Origin of the sequence: Polaribacter sp. R77954 (assembly GCF_044595335.1) — a bacterium.
GTDB lineage: Bacteria > Bacteroidota > Bacteroidia > Flavobacteriales > Flavobacteriaceae > Polaribacter.
Genome location: NZ_CP138992.1, coordinates 2,250,709 through 2,266,907, shown reverse-complemented (window position 1 = coordinate 2,266,907; position 16,199 = coordinate 2,250,709). Strand labels below are relative to the sequence as shown.

Sequence of the window (16,199 nt, the reverse complement as noted above, 5' to 3'; positions counted from 1 at the left end):
TTAGTTGATAGTAAAGTTGCCATTAATTTTTTTTAACAAATAACAAACAACCATTAACGACAAACTAAATTGTATCTCCTCTTAATTTTCTGAATTTTTTTCGTGCATCAACCAAATAAATGCTTGAAGGATGTTCGAAAATTATTTTTTGATAGTATTCTTTCGCTTTTTCGATGTTATCAAGTTTTGTATTGTAGGTTTCTGCTATTAAATACAAAATATCGTCAGTTAAAAAACCTCGATTATCTGCAGCAATAATTTTTTCTAAACTTGCAATTGCTGCTAAAAATTTTTCTTGTTTAATCAATAATTTTGCTTGTAAATACAATACATCATCATAAATAACTTCGCCAGGTTTTGCTACTACAAATAATTCTGTTTTTGTTGTTTTTTTAGGTGATAATAAACCCTCTAATTCTTGCAAAGCTGCTTCATTTTTATTTTGATAAGCCAACAACTCTGCCTTTGCAAACTGTTTTAATCCTGATGGAATAGAATCTACAGGTTCGTTATCTGTAATTTTTAGAAATAAATCTACAGCATCATTGGCTATGAGTTGTGTTGTAGAACCTTTTAATACTTTTAGTTGCGCTTTTGCCCAATCAAAATCTCCTTTAAAATAGCTTGTTTGTGCTACTTTAAAACGTGCTTGTTGTGCCAATTCAGACCCTTTTAATTGGGTTTGAATTTGAGAAAAGTAAATTAAAGCTTTATTGAAACGACCTCTAAACACTAAAACATCACCTAATTTTAATTTTATTCTGGCTTTTTCAAATTTCGATTTTGAATAGGTTAATGCTTCTTCTAAAATTGTAGTTGCTTTTTCAGGTTCGCTTTTACTAAAAGTTAAATAATCTGCATATGTTACTTGTAAAGCTATTGTTTCTTGATTTTTTCCAAACTTGTTAAATAAGTTCCGAAACAAAATTTCTATGTCTTTATTTTTTGTGGCTACTGCAATTTTAGCAATGTATAAATTAGCTTCAATTTTCTCTTCTTTTAACGTCGATTTTTCATCAATAAAACGAAAACATTGTTGGGCAGCTTCGTAATCATTATTGTTAAAAGATAGTTTACCTAAACTAAAAATTTCAGATAAATCAGTAGAATTTCTTTGATACAAAGCTTTTTCTTGAATCAACGCTTTTCCATAATCTTTTTGCTGCGCAAATAGCCAGCTTAACAGCATATTCCATTCTTCTTTAGGCTTACTTATCGATTTTCTTAATAAGGTTTTTCGGAATAAAATATTGGTTTCATTTTCTGCATCATCAGTAATAAATCTACTTGCATAACGTTGCACTAAGTTTAAATAACTCCCATTTTTATCAATTAAATTAATGTAATATTCAAACATTTGCTTAAAATCACCCTTTTCTCCATAAATCTGAGCAATTTGAAAATTGTAATTGGAGTTTTTGTTTTGCTGCATCGCTTTTTCATAGGCTAAAATGGCAAAATCTAATTTGTTATAATCTTTAAAAAGTCTTCCTATAATTCCTCCATAAGCAGCAGAAACATCTAAGGAATTGATGGCTATATCGTAATTCACTTTTGCAAGTTCGTTAAGTTGTTGTTTTTCAAAATTATGACCTAAAAATACATAGAGATAATTTTGGGTAGGATTTTTTTTTATTTTTTCAGATAATAAGTTTTGGGCAACCAAAAATTTATCTGTTTGTTGATAGCAGGTAATTAATCTATTTAAATAGGTGGTGTTAAACGGACTTTTATCGTACAGTTTTTTATAAATCTGAGTTGCTTTTTCATATTCTCCTTGCCTATAATAGCTCTCTGCTAAGAAAAAATCATTTTGATTATCATTTTCTTGGCAAAAGGAAATGGCACTACAACTTATAAATATAATGAGAAAAAACTGCTTCATAAAATTCAAAGATAATCAACATAAATGTTAAATTTTTATTAAACCAATCTTATTTCACGCACATCTTTGTAACGTTTTGGCACGAAACTTGTCTATACCATATAACCAATCAAAACAAAATTATGAACGAGCTAACCAACAAATACGAAAACGCAAAGCAAAACTCTATAGAGTTTATGAAAAACGGGCAAATTAGTGCTTATTTAAATGCGCTTTTAGAGATGAATAAATACAAAAGATTAATGGTAGCTGTTATAGCGAATTAGAGCCCCATTGTCTTTCATACATTTCCCCAAAGGGGAAAACAGCTAGTCTTTTTGTTTAAAATTATGTTACTACATAATGTCAACTGAAGACTGCTTCACTGCTTACTCAATAAGTTAGTCAATAAAGCTAAACCCACAATAAGGTACTAAAACTTCTGGAACTTGAATTCCATCTTCTGTTTGATAATTCTCTAGAATACCAGCCAAAACACGTGGTAAAGCCAAAGAGCTACCATTTAGTGTGTGCGCTAATTCGCTTTTACCCTCTTTATTTTTAAAACGTAATTTTAATCTATTTGCCTGAAAAGTTTCAAAATTAGAGGCAGAACTGATTTCTAACCATCTGTCTTGTGCTGTAGAAAACAATTCAAAATCGAACGTTAAAGCCGATGTAAAACCTGTATCTCCACCACACAAACGCAAAATTCTGTAAGGTAGTTTAAGTTCTCTTAAAATATTTTTAATGTGTTCAACCATTCCATCTAAAGCTTTGTAAGAATTATCTGGATGTTCTACTCTTACAATTTCTACTTTATCAAATTGATGCAATCTGTTTAAACCACGTACATGCGCACCATAACTACCAGCTTCGCGTCTAAAACAAGGTGTGTAACCAGTTAAAGTGATTGGGAAATCTGATTCTTGCACTAAATCTCCACGAAACATATTTGTAATTGGCACTTCTGCTGTTGGTATTAAATACAAATCATCTATGGTAGAATGATACATTTGACCATCTTTATCTGGCAATTGCCCAGTTGCAGTTGCAGAAGCCGTATTTACCAAATGAGGTACTTGTACCTCTGTATAACCAGCAGCTGTATTTTTATCTAAAAAATAATTGATTAAAGCACGTTGTAATCTTGCACCTTTTCCTTTATAAACAGGAAAACCAGCACCAGAAATTTTAGTACCCAATTCAAAATCAATAATATCGTATTTTTTTGCTAATTCCCAATGAGGTAATGCATTTTCACCTAAATCAGGAATAATACCTTCACTAAAAATGTTCTCATTATCTTCTTCAGAAGTACCTGCTTTTACAGAAGCGTGTGGAATATTTGGTATTTGATACAAAAGCGTTTGCAATTTATCAGCATAAACTGTTAGTTTTTCAGACAATTCTTTAGAACTTTCTTTTAATTCACCAGTTTTAGCTTTTAAAACATTGGCTTCTTGTGCTTTTCCGCTTTTGTACAGATTTCCAATTTCTTTGGATATTTTATTAGATTCTGCTAATGTATTATCAAGCTCAACCTGAGTTGCTCTTCTGTTTTCATCCGCAGTTAAAACTTGTTCAATAATTGTTTCAGCATCAGCAAAATTACGTTTTGCCAAACCTTCTAAAACAGTGGTTTTGTTTTCTCTAATAAAGTGTACTTGTAACATTTTTTCGATGTTTTATAAGCCGCAAATATACACGAAGATTAAGACTTTGGCAATCTACTTTTAGAGATTGTTTTTAATGTAATCTCTAGCAATTAATTCGTCTTTTTTAAGTTGATAAATTAGTAATTCTAAAGATTCGAATTTTTGTTCGTCTCTTAAAAAGTATAGCAATTCTATAGTTAAATTTTGATGATATAAATCTTTATTAAAATCAAAGAAATGGACTTCTATAGTTTGATGATTTCCGTTAACGGTTGGCCTGTTGCCAATATTCATCATTCCAAACACTTCTTCTTTATCAATTGTAGATTTTACAACATATACTCCAGTCTTCGGAATTAATTTGTAAGCCTCTTTAATGTCAATATTTGCAGTTGGATAGCCAATTTTACCACCCAATTTTTTCCCATTAACTACGTTACCATTTAGCATAAAGTAATATCCTAAATAATTATTGGCAGTTTTTAAATTACCAGCATGTAAAGCACGTCTAATTTTTGTAGAACTTACAGAAACATCATCGATATCTTGTGCAGGTATTTCTTCTACTTTAAAATCGTACACGTGGCTGTATTCTGTAAGTTGTATAATATTACCTTCTCTATTTTTACCAAAATGATGATCGTAACCAATAATTAATTTAGAAATATTTAATTGATTTACTAAAATATCTCTTACAAACTCTAAAGCAGAAGTTCTAGAAAATTCTTTACTAAAAGGATGAATTATTAAATAATCTAAACCTGTTTTTTCTAACAAAAAAGCACGTTCGTCAATGGTAGTAATCATTTCTATGCTAGCCTCTTTTTGAAGCACCATTCTTGGATGAGGAAAAAAAGTAAGCAAAACCGATTTTTTATTGGCTTTTTTTGCCTCAAAAACCAATTTTTCTATTATCTTTTGATGCCCATAGTGCACGCCATCAAATGTACCTATAGTTACAAATGTTTGACTATCAGAAGTAAAATTTGAAATGTCTTGTACTATCTTCAAAAAATAAAAATTTAATATTACAAATGTACAATAAAGGCTTATTAAAAAGAACATTAAGATTGGGTTTTCAGGTATCTAAATGGCAAATTAATTCGGTTTAATTTATTATAATCACAAATTAAGTGATGATTTATTTAGAAATTCAAAAAAAGTCGTATTTTGCACAACCGTTAACAAATTAATTCAAATTATGATAAAAAAGATTTTACTAATTGTATTTGCAGTTTTCAGTAGTTTAGCAATGGTGGGGCAAACCGTTGTTACTGGAACAGTAAAAGACGCAAAAACAGGAGAAACACTTCCTGGAGCAAACATTAAAATTTCTGGAAAAGCCGTAGGTACCACTTCAGATTTTGATGGAGATTTTGTATTAAAAGTTACAGATAATCCACCTTTTACCTTAGAGGTTTCTATGTTAGGATTTCAGATAACAAAAGTTGAAATCACAAAAAATAATGAAAAAGTTGAAGTAAAACTTAATGAAAATGAAACTGCATTAGATGAAATTGTAGTTTCTGCGTCTAGAACTCCAGAACGTATTATGGAGTCTCCAGTAACCGTAGAAAGAATGGATACAAGAGCCATTAAAAATACGTCATCTCCGTCGTTTTATGATGGTTTAGAAAATTTAAAAGGGGTAGATGTAAACACCAACAGTTTAACATTTAAATCTATAAATACCCGTGGTTTTGCTACGTTTGCAAATACTCGTTTTATGCAGTTGGTAGATGGTATGGATAATTCATCACCAGCCTTAAATTTTGCATTAGGTAATTTATTAGGGATGTCTGAGTTAGATGTAAAAACTGTTGAATTATTACCAGGTGCATCCTCTGCATTATATGGGGCAAATGCATTTAATGGAATTATGTTTATGACCAGTAAAAATCCTTTTGAAGATCAAGGTATTAGTGTTTCTATTAAAGGAGGTGCTACCAGTCAAGAAGCTGCAGGAAATAATTTATATACAGACGTTAATTTAAGAATGGCGTACGCTTTTTCTGAAAAGTTTGCAGCAAAAGCAACTTTAGCGTTTTTAGATGGTACAGAATGGTTTGCTACTGATTATAGAAACAGTAGAGAGGGTTCTGCATTAGATGGAGACTTTATTCCTGGAGATAGAAATTCTGATAGAAACTATGATGGTTTAAATGTATATGGAGATGAGGTTACTACCAATATAAAAGGGGTTGCAGAAACTTTAGAGGGTTTAGGAATTATACCAAATGGAGCATCAGCTTTAATACCAAGTGAAAATATTAGTAGAACAGGTTATGATGAAAGAAATTTGATGAATTATGAAGCGAAAAGTGTAAAATTTGGAGGTTCTTTAAATTATCGTCCTTTTGGAGATGATCGATTAGAGGTAATTTGGAACTCTAAATTTGGGGTAGGTAATACCATTTATCAAGGAACAAATAGATATAATATTCAAGACTTTTTTATGGAGCAACATAAATTAGAATTTAGAGGTAGAAATTTCTTTGTAAGAGGATATTTAACAAGTGAAGATGCTGGGAATTCTTACGATACTCGTTTCGCTGCAATTAATATCAACAGAGCTTGGAAAGACGATAATACATGGTTTGGAGAGTATGTTGGGGCGTATTTACAAAGTACCTTGGCAGGTGCAAATTCAGACCAAGCACATGCTGTAGCAAGACAAACTGCAGAAACAGGTAGATTATTGCCAGGTACAGAAGAGTTTCAAGAAGCTTTTGATAGCGTTACTGCTGATCCTGACTTAATTACTGGTTCAAAATTTCAAGACAATACAAAGTTATATCACGCAGATGCAAATTACAATTTTCAAGATCTCATAGATTGGGCTGAATTTCAAGTTGGTGGTTCTTACAGATTGTATTCATTAAACTCTAATGGAAGTATTTTTACAGATTATGACGGACCTATTAATTATGATGAATATGGAGTTTATACACAGATGCAAAAGAAGTTTCTAGAAGAAGATCGTTTAAAATTAACGATGTCTGTACGTTATGATAAAGCACAAAATTTTGATGGAAATGTATCTCCAAGAGTCTCTTTAGCTTATGCTGCTGGAGACAATAAAAATCAAAATTTTAGAGCCTCTTTTCAAACAGGTTTTAGAAACCCAACAACACAAGACCAATATATTGGATTAAATGCAGGTAGAGCCTATTTAGTTGGTTCTGCACCTGATAATTTAGATAGATATCAAACACAACCATTAATTGTTAGTGGTAATGGGCAAAACTTTACGGGTTCACCTACAATTGCAGTTTCTGGTAGAGATGCTTACGAAAACGCGTTTACAGCATCTTCTGTAACCGCTTTTGCTGCAGGACAATTGGCTGCACCAGAGGCCGTAAATGTAGATTTGGTTAGGCCAGAAAGAGTAACTGCTGTTGAAATTGGGTATAGAGGTTTAGTAAATGCTGGTGATCAAAGAGTAACAGTAGATTTGAGTGTGTACTACAATAATTATGAAGATTTTATCGCCAATAAAAATGTTGTTGTTCCTTTTTATGGGCAAACAAATTTATCTGATACAGCACCTATTGGTCCTGGAGGAGCACAAGTTCCTTTAGCCATTGCAGCATTAGCTAGTGATGATTTTACTGTTTTTCAAACCTATACAAATTCTGCAGCCGATATCAATTCTTATGGAGCATCAATTGGTTTAAATACCAGAATATTTAATGGTTTTAATTTAGGCCTAAATTATACGTATGCCAAGTTTGATTTTGATCAATCTACAGATCCAGATTTTGAAGCGGGTTTCAATACGCCAGAGCACAAAGTTAAAATACAGTTTGGTAAAACAGATTTATTCGAAAATTTCGGATTTAACATCAATGCAAGATGGCAAGATGAGTATTTATGGGAGTCTACTTTTATGGATGCAACTATCGAAGCCAGAACTGTTATTGATGCCCAAATCAACTATGCAGTACCAAGTATTAAATCTGTGTTTAAATTAGGAGGTGCTAACTTAACAGGGCAAGAGTATTTAAGTGCACCTGGAGTTGGCGCAATTGGTTCTCAATATTATTTAGCATGGACAATTAATAACTAATAAAAATTTTAAGTATTTTATGAAAAATTATAAATATATAGGTTTATTTCTATTATCATTAAGCATTATTTCTTGTGATGTGAATAATGATTTAGATGAAATCGAAGCAGAAGTTGTACCTGTAGTAGAATTAAATACAAACGGTTTAGACTTTTCTAGTTATGTTGCTGTTGGGGCATCTTTTACAGCAGGCTTTACAGATAATGGTCTTTTTAAAGCAACTCAAGAAAATTCGTTTCCAAATATTTTAGCGTCAAAATTTAGAACCGATTTTACGCAACCACTTATGAATGATAATTTTGGGGGGCTTATTTTAGCAGGAAATCCAGTAATAGATCCAGCAAGTTCGCAAAGATTGTTTTCAGAAAGATTGGTTTTTGGAGGTGCAGGACCTGTGCCATTACAAGCTGTTGATCCTTCAGCAATGTCAACAACTGATTTTGCTTTAAATAATCCAACAGGACCTTTTAACAACTTAGGAGTTCCTGGTGCTAAAAGCTTTCATTTGGTTGCACCTGGTTTTGGCAACCTAAATAACTTTGCAGCAGGCTTAGCTAATCCTTACGCCATAAGAATGACGGGTTCTTCACCTAACAAATCTATTTTAGAATTAGCTATAGAGCAAAACCCAACATTTTTCACATTGTCAGAAGTAGGTGGTAATGACGTTTTAGGTTATGCAACTACAGGAGGTGATGGATCAAATCCAATTACTGATATTGCAACTTTTGATGCTTCTTTAAATGCTTTAGTAAATGGCTTAACTGCAAATGGAGCTAAAGGAGCTATTGGTAACTTGCCAGATATTACGAGTTTATCTTTTTTTACAACAGTAGCTTATAATGCTGTGCCTTTAGATGAAGCAACTGCTGCTCAATTAAATGCTGGTTATGCAGCTTATAATGCAGGGCTACAACAAGCTTTTGCTGCTTTAGCAGGAACAGGTTTATTGAGTGAAGAAGAGGTTGCAAAGAGAACAATTAGTTTTTCGGCGGGTCAAAATGCTGTAGTTATTGTAGATGAAAATTTAACAAATTTAGGAGCTATTAACCCTGCATTTGCAGCAATTCCACAATATAGACAAGCAACACCAGAAGATTTAATAACGCTAACAGCTGGTTCAATTCTGCCATCAGGTGGTGGTACTGCAGTGCCATTATCAGATACTTATGTTTTAACACCAGAAGAGCAAGAAGAGATTGCTAATGCAACAAACGCATACAATGCTTCAATTGCGGCTATAGCAGCTAGTAAAGATTTAGCTTTAGTAGATCTGAATGCTGTTTTGGTAGAGGCAACAGATACAGGTATTACTTTTGATGAATATTCTATGAATACTAGTTTAGTTTTTGGTGGATTGGTAAGTTTAGATGGCGTTCATTTAACTGCTAGAGGATATGCTTATATGGCTAATAGTTTCTTAAAAGCTATTGATGAAAAATACGGATCTAACTTTACAGAGGCTACAGATGGTCTTGCAAAAGCTGGTGATTACCCTACAAATTATTCTCCTACATTAAGATAGAAAATTTGCAAAGATTAGAGGAATTAAAAAAGGTTGAGAAATTTTCTCAACCTTTTTTAATATTTAAAATCATCTTTTATTTAAGATAACATCATTTTTGCACGTTTTACACCCGCAATAAAAATATCTATTTCTTCTTTTGTATTGTAAAAACTAAAAGAAGCCCTTATAGTACCTGGAATTTGATAATAATCCATAATGGGTTGTGCACAATGATGCCCAGTTCTAACAGCAATACCTAGTTTGTCTAAAATAGCACCAATATCATAAGGGTGAATAGCATCAATATTAAATGAAATAACAGCCGTTTTTTCTGCGGATGTTCCATAGATTTTTAAACCATCAATTTTTAATAATTCAGATGTTCCATATTCTAAAAGCTCATTTTCATAAGCTGCAATAGTATCAAAACCCACAGAATTCATATAGTCAATTGCAGCACCAAAGGCAATTCCACCACAAATATTAGGCGTTCCTGCTTCAAATTTATGAGGCAAACCTGCATACGTCGTTTTTTCAAAAGAAACTGTAGCTATCATTTCTCCTCCACCTTGGTAGGGAGGTAATTTTTCTAACCATTCTTGCTTTCCATACAGCATTCCCACTCCTGTTGGTCCACATAATTTATGTGCAGAAGCCACGTAAAAATCAACATTTAAAGCTTGTACATCTGGTTTTATATGTGGTGTTGCTTGTGCACCATCTATTAAAACAGCAGCACCAAATTTATGAGCAGCATCAATAATTTCTTCTATAGGGTTCACAGTTCCTAAAGCGTTAGAAACGTGATTTGAGAAAACTAATTTAGTCTTTTCATTCAATAATTGATGATAAGTTTCCATGTCTAAAGAACCTTCATCAGTCATCGGAATTACTTTTAAAATAGCGCCTGTTTTTTCGCACAACATTTGCCAAGGCACAATATTAGAATGATGTTCTAAGGCAGAAACAATAATTTCATCACCTTTATTTAAAAGAGATGCAAATCCTGATGCAACCATATTTATACTATGTGTAGTGCCCGAAGTTAAAATAATTTCGTAAGCTTCTTTTGCATTAAAATGATGTTGAATTTTAATACGAGCTTCTTCATATTTATCAGTTGCTTCTTGGCTTAAGGTATGCACACCTCTGTGAATATTTGCATTGTAATTGCTGTAATAATCAACAATCGTATCAATCACAATTTGTGGTGTTTGTGAAGTTGCAGCATTATCAAAATACACCAAAGGTTTTCCGTGTACTTTTCTTTTTAAAATAGGGAAATCTTCACGAATTTTATCAACATTGAACATAGAAATCGGTTTAAAGTACAAAGATAAACCTTGATTTTTGAAACAGATACAAAAGACAATATGAATTTCTTATTTTTACATAACTAAACCATTTCGAAATGAAAATCTTTAAACGTATTCTGATTGTATTATTCATCGCTATTATTTTGGTAGTGTTTTTCAACTATCCAAAATTGAATATATTATCTGGATATTCTGCCAAAAACACAGCGTCATCGGTTTTTGTAGCTAATAGAACCTTAGAATTTACAGATAAAACCGACAATAATTTTTCACCTGTAAATTTGGCTTCGGATGAAATTGATACCAATAAAAAGGTAGCAACATCATCAGCATTTGGTTTATTAACTCGAAAAGCAATTTATAGAAAAGGTTTAGGTACGGTTTTAACGCTAACTAAAAAAGATGAAACAGCTACGTATTTATCACCTAAAAGAATACAACCAGATAACATAACTCCATATCCTTATGGAAATGCTGCACAGAAAGATACCATTTTTACAAATGTAGATTATACAAAACTAAACGAAACTGTGGCTTCTGTTTTTGGAAAAAATAAATCTCGAGCAGTTGTGGTGATTTATAAAGATCAAATTATAGCAGAGAAATACGCAGAAGGATTTAATAAAGATTCTAAAATTTTAGGATGGTCTATGACCAAAAGTATTATGAGTACAGTTTTCGGAGTTATGCAACATCAAAATAAATTAAAAATTACAGATAAAGCACCAATTGATTCTTGGCAAAATGACGAACGTAAAAATATTACGATTCATAATTTACTGCAAATGAATTCTGGTTTGGAATGGGATGAAAACTACGACGAAATTTCTGATGCAACCACCATGTTGTTTTTAGAAAGAGATATGACCAAAATGCAAGAAAATAAACCATTAACGGGTAAAATCAATGCATCTTGGAATTATTCTTCTGGAACATCCAATCTGTTATCTGGTATTGTTAGAAGTCAGTTTGCAACACATCAAGAATACTTAGATTATTGGTATGCAGATTTAATTGATAAAATTGGTATGAATTCTATGGTTTTAGAAGCAGATTTGGCAGGTAACTATGTAGCATCTTCTTATGCGTGGGCAACTCCAAGAGATTGGGGAAAGTTTGGGTTGCTGTATTTGCACAATGGGAATTGGAATGGACAACAGATCTTTGCTAAAGATTGGGTAAAATATGTATCAACACCTACACCAACTTCAAACGGAACTTATGGCGCTCAATTTTGGTTAAACGCAGAAGGACAAATGAAAGATGTACCAAAAAACATGTTTTTTGCGGATGGATATCAAGGCCAAAGAGTGTATGTATTGCCAGATCAAGATTTGGTGATTGTTAGAATGGCCTTGTCTTGGATGGAAGAAAATAAATTTTTAAAGGGAGTTTTAGCGGCAATAGAACACTAGTTTTAAAACCTATAAAAGAAAGGGTGAATCTGCCAAAACTTCCGAATTTAGTTTTGGTACGTTTTTGGCAATCAATTGATTAAAAATCACTCAAAATGAAAACTTTTTTAAAAATTTTATTAACGGCTTTAGCTGTAGTTGTTTTAGCTAATATTTTACCTGGTGTTGCTGTTACTGGTTATGGAGCTGCAATAATTGTGGCCATTGTAATTTCTTTACTAAATTTATTTGTTAGACCTCTTTTAATCTTTTTTACACTGCCAGCAACCCTAGTTACTTTTGGTTTGTTTTTATTTGTAATCAATGCAATTATTATTTTGTTGGCAGATAAATTGGTAGATGGTTTTGCAGTATCTGGGTTTTTAGCAGCTTTCTTTTTTAGTATTTTACTGTCAATTTTTAGATCTTTTCTCTTTTCGCTATTGAAAGAGGAAAAAAGGTAATTACTCTTGAAAAGCGGCCCTTTGTAAACGATCATTCATAGATTTTCCTAAACCAACATTAGGCATTTTTTCAACAACAATAATGTCTAATTTTTGATGATCTAATACATGCAAAGCATCATATAATTTTGAAGCAGCTTCTTGTAGGTTGTTAGTTGTTGATAAAACAATTGAACTATGTACAGCTTTATTTTGATAAGAGTTGCTTAAAGTTAACAGCCCTATTTTTTTATTAGGGTGCTGTTCAACAGTTTTTACAACATCAGAAGTTAATAAGGTTGTAGTTAATGGCGAATAATGTTTTTGCAACATTCCTGGGGCATCTGGGCCTTGTTCTTTCTTGTTCTTTACAGTAACTTTTCCAACAATAGCTTCAATATCTTCTAAAGCCAAAGCACCTAATCTGTAAATTATGGGTTCTCCCTTATCAAATCCAATAATAGTAGATTCTATGCCGTTTTTACAAGCACCACCATCTAAAACCATTTTAATGTCATTTTTAAAATAACGTTCTACATGTTCTGGTTTTGTAGGGCTTATGTTGTTAAACGGATTCGCACTTGGTGCAGCCAAAGGAAAGTTCAACTGATTTAAAAGTGCTAAAGTGGTTGGATGATTTGGTACACGAACAGCAACAGTATCTTTTCCTGCTGTTATTAAATCAGGAATTTTAGGATGTTTTTTTAACACTAAAGTCAAAGAGCCTGGCCAAAAAGTTTCGGCCAATAGTTTTGCTTTTTGTGGTACTTCTGCAACAATATCATTTAAACGATCTATTGAAGGAATATGAACTATTAAAGGATTAAAAAACGGACGCTTTTTCGTTTCAAAAATTCGTTGAATCGCTTTTTCGCTAAAAATATTCCCAGCCAAACCATATACAGTTTCTGTAGGTATGGCCACCAATTCTTCGTTGTTTAAAAGAACAACTGCTTTTTGTATGTCTTTAGAAATAATACTCATCTTTGCGATTGCAAAATTACACATTAAAATGAATAGTTTTTTAAAAATCAGCAGCAACTCTAAAACTCATTTTTTTTTGGTTTGATGGATGTAAAAACTCGATAAATTCGGCATGTAAATGCAATCGGTTTAATTTTTTACCATACAAATCATCGCCTAAAATAGGGATGTTTAAGCCATTTTTATGCGCAGCATGTACTCTTAATTGATGCGTTCTGCCAGTAACAGGATAAAAATAAACACGGGTTTTGTTATTTTTTATATTGATGATTTCCCAATTAGTTTCTGCATTTTTGCCATGTTTAAAATCTACCAATTGCTTGGGCCTATCCTCTAAATCTACACGAAGAGGAAGCTGAATCGTTCCTTTTTTCTTTGTTACAACTCCATCTAACAAAGCAATATAACGTTTTTTTACTGTTCTTTTTATAAACTGACTTTGTAAAAAAGCATTGGCTTTTTTGGTTTTTGTTAATACTAAAATACCAGAGGTAGACATGTCTAACCTATGCACAATTAAAGGACCAGTTGCATTTGGGTATTTTTCTTTAATTCTAGTATACACAGAATCTTTAACCGCTTTTCCAGGTACAGATAAAAACTCAGCAGGTTTGTTAACAACCACTAAAACATCATCTTCATAAATGATTTTAAGTTCTTGGTTTTTTGCTAAGTTTTCTAATAAAACATTTTTATCCATTTCAATACCTTGAAGCATGTGTGTTAAAATGGGTTTACATCTGCTTTGGCAAGCAGGATAATAGTTTTTATGTTTTCTTACAGCCGAGTTTGGTGATATTCCCCACCAGAATTCTGCCATTGTAATCGGTTTTAAATCATTGGTAAAAGCATATTGTAGTAATTTAGGCGCAGCACATTCGCCAGAACCAGCAGGTGGTTTTAGGGTTGGATTATTAAAAATAGCTAATAAATGTTTTTGCTCTTTTTGTTGATTCAAAAAAGCATAATGTTCAAATAAAGTTTGCTGTAAATAATTTGATATTTCTTTTCGTTGTTTTTTTAAGGCTGCAATTTTATCCTCATAAACAGAAAGTTGATTTTGTATTTTATCAATTTTAGTTTGATAATATGCTTGCAATTCTTTGTAGAAAAACTGCTGATTGTAACTTTCGTGCTGTAACTCTAAAACTAGTTTTTTAAAATCGTTTTCATGTAAGCTTGTAATACCCTTTTTTTTTCTTGCTTTTCTATCAGCTTTAGCAAGCTTCATTTTTTTTCTCTGAAATGCTAAGTCGGTTTCTATTTCTAAGGATAGGTTATTGAGCTTTTCTCTTAAATTTAAATAGGTTTTATTTTTTTCTAAAAGACTAAGGTTTTTATTGATTGCATCAATTTCAGATTCACCTTTGGTATAAAAGCTTCCATCAGTTCTCATATTAAAAACAGGTGGAACAAATTTTACAGGCAAACTATTGTCATCTAATTTTCCAGAAAAAGCCGCTAAATAGCCTATTTCGTTTTGTTGAGTTTGCACAACCAAAACACCAAACATTTTACCAATAGCTTGGTTAGTGTTACTTTGTTTTAATCCAAAGTTGTGTTTAAAATCGGTCTGATGTTCTAAATATTCTTGAATTTCGTTAGCCGCAATTTGTGCCAAAAGATGCGGTTGATAGTAAAATGGAAAAGTAAATTTTTGAGGCAACTGAATGCCAGACACCTCTGTTTTAAAATGTAAAAAGTGTTTTAATTTCATTCAAAAAAAGTGTCAAAACTTTAAATTTACAGTACGACAGTTACGCTTTTTGGTTGTATAAATCTATCTTTTTTCTTTTATTAAATACATATACACTGGGTAATGATCTGAATAACCACCTGTGTAACCACCGTAAGAAAAACTTCTAAAAGGATACCCTTTAAATTGCCCTTTTCTACCTGTTAAAAAACGCTTGTTAAAAATATTAGCTTGGTACATTTTATAAGTAGAAAAATCTTTTTCGCCTTTATCTAATAATGGCGATGAAATTAAAACCATGTCAAATAGGTTGATATTATCTCTGTAGCCTAAAGTATTAAAACCTCTTCTATGCAAATCTTCATAAGGGTTATAAATGTCTAGCTCGCCTACGTTTTTCTTTTTTGCTTTGGTTTTTAAAACCTCTTTAAAGCTAGAATTAGTAGGATCGTCATTAAAATCGCCCATAATTAAAATTTTTGCATTGGGATCTTTTTCGCGCACTTGGGCAATTATTTTTGTGTTTTGATAAGCCGCTTTTTCACGCAAAGGCCTGCTTTTTGCTTCACCACCACTTCTAGAAGGCCAGTGGTTTACAATAACGTGAATCAATTCATCATCTAAATAACCAGAAACTAATAATTGATCTCTAGTATAAACTTTTCTGTTTTCTCTATAAATATTAGGATTATAGGCTTCATGAAAAACAGGTTTAAAATATTTTTTTTGATATAACAAGGCTACATCAATACCACGTTTGTCTGGAGAATCATAATGAATAATACCATATTTCTTCTTCGCTAAGTGCTTGTTTTTTACCAAATCTTCTAAAACACTTAAATTTTCTACCTCAGAAACTCCAATAATAGCAGGGCTTGTTTTGGCTTTCTCTTCACCAATTTGCGCAATTACACTGCCTAATTTATCAATCTTATCCCAATAAACTTTAGATCTATTAGATTTTAGCTCCATCATTGGGCTTGCTTCATCATTTATAGAAGTATCATTAATGGTGTCAAACAAATTCTCTAAATTATAAAAGGCAATGGTTCTAATATTATATTGTTTTCCTTTGTTTTGGGCTGTACTTATTGAAATGCCTAAAAAAAGAATAGTTAAAAAAGAGATGTAATTTTTCATCGATTGTATTTTTATATCGCAAACTTATAAAACAAAATGTAAGCCAAACATGATATAATGTTATTTTAACATAAGCGTTTGTTAAAAATTGTTAATTTTGCTGATATTATTTCAGGTAAATTTAAAAA

12 protein-coding genes are annotated in these 16,199 nt (G+C 31.8%); 5 read left to right on the top strand and 7 right to left on the bottom strand.

Translation table 11 applies throughout. The annotated features are described in order from the left end of the window. Positions 1-64 precede the first annotated feature (64 nt). Entirely contained in the window at positions 65-1,885 is a 1,821-nt protein-coding gene (locus SJY27_RS09720) for a tetratricopeptide repeat protein (RefSeq protein WP_397444636.1), read from the bottom strand. A gap of 122 nt (positions 1,886-2,007) precedes the next feature. Between SJY27_RS09720 and SJY27_RS09715 the strand changes: the two genes are divergently transcribed. After that, positions 2,008-2,151, top strand: a complete 144-nt coding sequence (locus SJY27_RS09715) for a hypothetical protein (RefSeq protein ID WP_397444634.1) — start codon at positions 2,008-2,010, stop codon at positions 2,149-2,151. 114 nt (positions 2,152-2,265) lie between these two features. On the opposite strand, the gene serS is transcribed toward SJY27_RS09715, so the two are convergent. Both serS and SJY27_RS09705 read right to left on the bottom strand, forming a co-directional pair. Next, the gene (serS, locus tag SJY27_RS09710; RefSeq protein WP_397444632.1) at positions 2,266-3,540 is read right to left on the bottom strand and encodes a serine--tRNA ligase; all 1,275 of its coding nucleotides are present in this window, start codon (positions 3,538-3,540) and stop codon (positions 2,266-2,268) included. 60 nt (positions 3,541-3,600) lie between these two features. Next, positions 3,601-4,533, bottom strand: a complete 933-nt coding sequence (locus SJY27_RS09705; protein WP_397444630.1) for a bifunctional riboflavin kinase/FAD synthetase — start codon at positions 4,531-4,533, stop codon at positions 3,601-3,603. A gap of 190 nt (positions 4,534-4,723) precedes the next feature. Between SJY27_RS09705 and SJY27_RS09700 the strand changes: the two genes are divergently transcribed. Together SJY27_RS09700 and SJY27_RS09695 are read left to right on the top strand one after the other, a co-directional pair. Next, positions 4,724-7,591: a TonB-dependent receptor gene (locus SJY27_RS09700; RefSeq protein WP_397444629.1), complete on the top strand. Its 2,868-nt coding sequence runs from the start codon at positions 4,724-4,726 to the stop codon at positions 7,589-7,591. Positions 7,592-7,610: 19 nt separating this feature from the next. Then, the gene (locus SJY27_RS09695) at positions 7,611-9,116 is read left to right on the top strand and encodes a G-D-S-L family lipolytic protein (RefSeq protein WP_397444628.1); all 1,506 of its coding nucleotides are present in this window, start codon (positions 7,611-7,613) and stop codon (positions 9,114-9,116) included. Between the two features lie 80 nt (positions 9,117-9,196). Here the strand turns inward: SJY27_RS09695 and SJY27_RS09690 are convergent, their stop codons facing one another. Beyond that, positions 9,197-10,411, bottom strand: coding sequence for an aminotransferase class V-fold PLP-dependent enzyme (locus tag SJY27_RS09690; RefSeq protein WP_397444627.1), 1,215 nt, complete (start codon positions 10,409-10,411; stop codon positions 9,197-9,199). A 98-nt stretch (positions 10,412-10,509) separates the two neighbouring features. Between SJY27_RS09690 and SJY27_RS09685 the strand changes: the two genes are divergently transcribed. Next, on the top strand, positions 10,510-11,829 hold the full coding sequence (locus SJY27_RS09685; protein ID WP_397444626.1) for a serine hydrolase domain-containing protein: 1,320 nt from the start codon (positions 10,510-10,512) through the stop codon (positions 11,827-11,829). A 95-nt stretch (positions 11,830-11,924) separates the two neighbouring features. After that, positions 11,925-12,272 (top strand): phage holin family protein, encoded by a 348-nt coding sequence (locus tag SJY27_RS09680; protein ID WP_397444625.1) that lies wholly within the window; start codon positions 11,925-11,927, stop codon positions 12,270-12,272. On the opposite strand, the gene SJY27_RS09675 is transcribed toward SJY27_RS09680, so the two are convergent. The 3 genes from SJY27_RS09675 to SJY27_RS09665 all read right to left on the bottom strand — a co-directional run bounded on the left by SJY27_RS09675 (position 12,273) and on the right by SJY27_RS09665 (position 16,071). Further along, positions 12,273-13,235: an L-threonylcarbamoyladenylate synthase gene (locus tag SJY27_RS09675; protein ID WP_397444624.1), complete on the bottom strand. Its 963-nt coding sequence runs from the start codon at positions 13,233-13,235 to the stop codon at positions 12,273-12,275. It abuts the gene before it with no gap. A gap of 40 nt (positions 13,236-13,275) precedes the next feature. Further along, a complete protein-coding gene (locus SJY27_RS09670; protein WP_397444623.1) occupies positions 13,276-14,952 on the bottom strand; it encodes an RluA family pseudouridine synthase in 1,677 nt (558 codons plus the stop codon). Positions 14,953-15,015: 63 nt separating this feature from the next. Then, positions 15,016-16,071 (bottom strand): endonuclease/exonuclease/phosphatase family protein, encoded by a 1,056-nt coding sequence (locus SJY27_RS09665; protein WP_397444622.1) that lies wholly within the window; start codon positions 16,069-16,071, stop codon positions 15,016-15,018. Positions 16,072-16,199 lie beyond the last annotated feature (128 nt).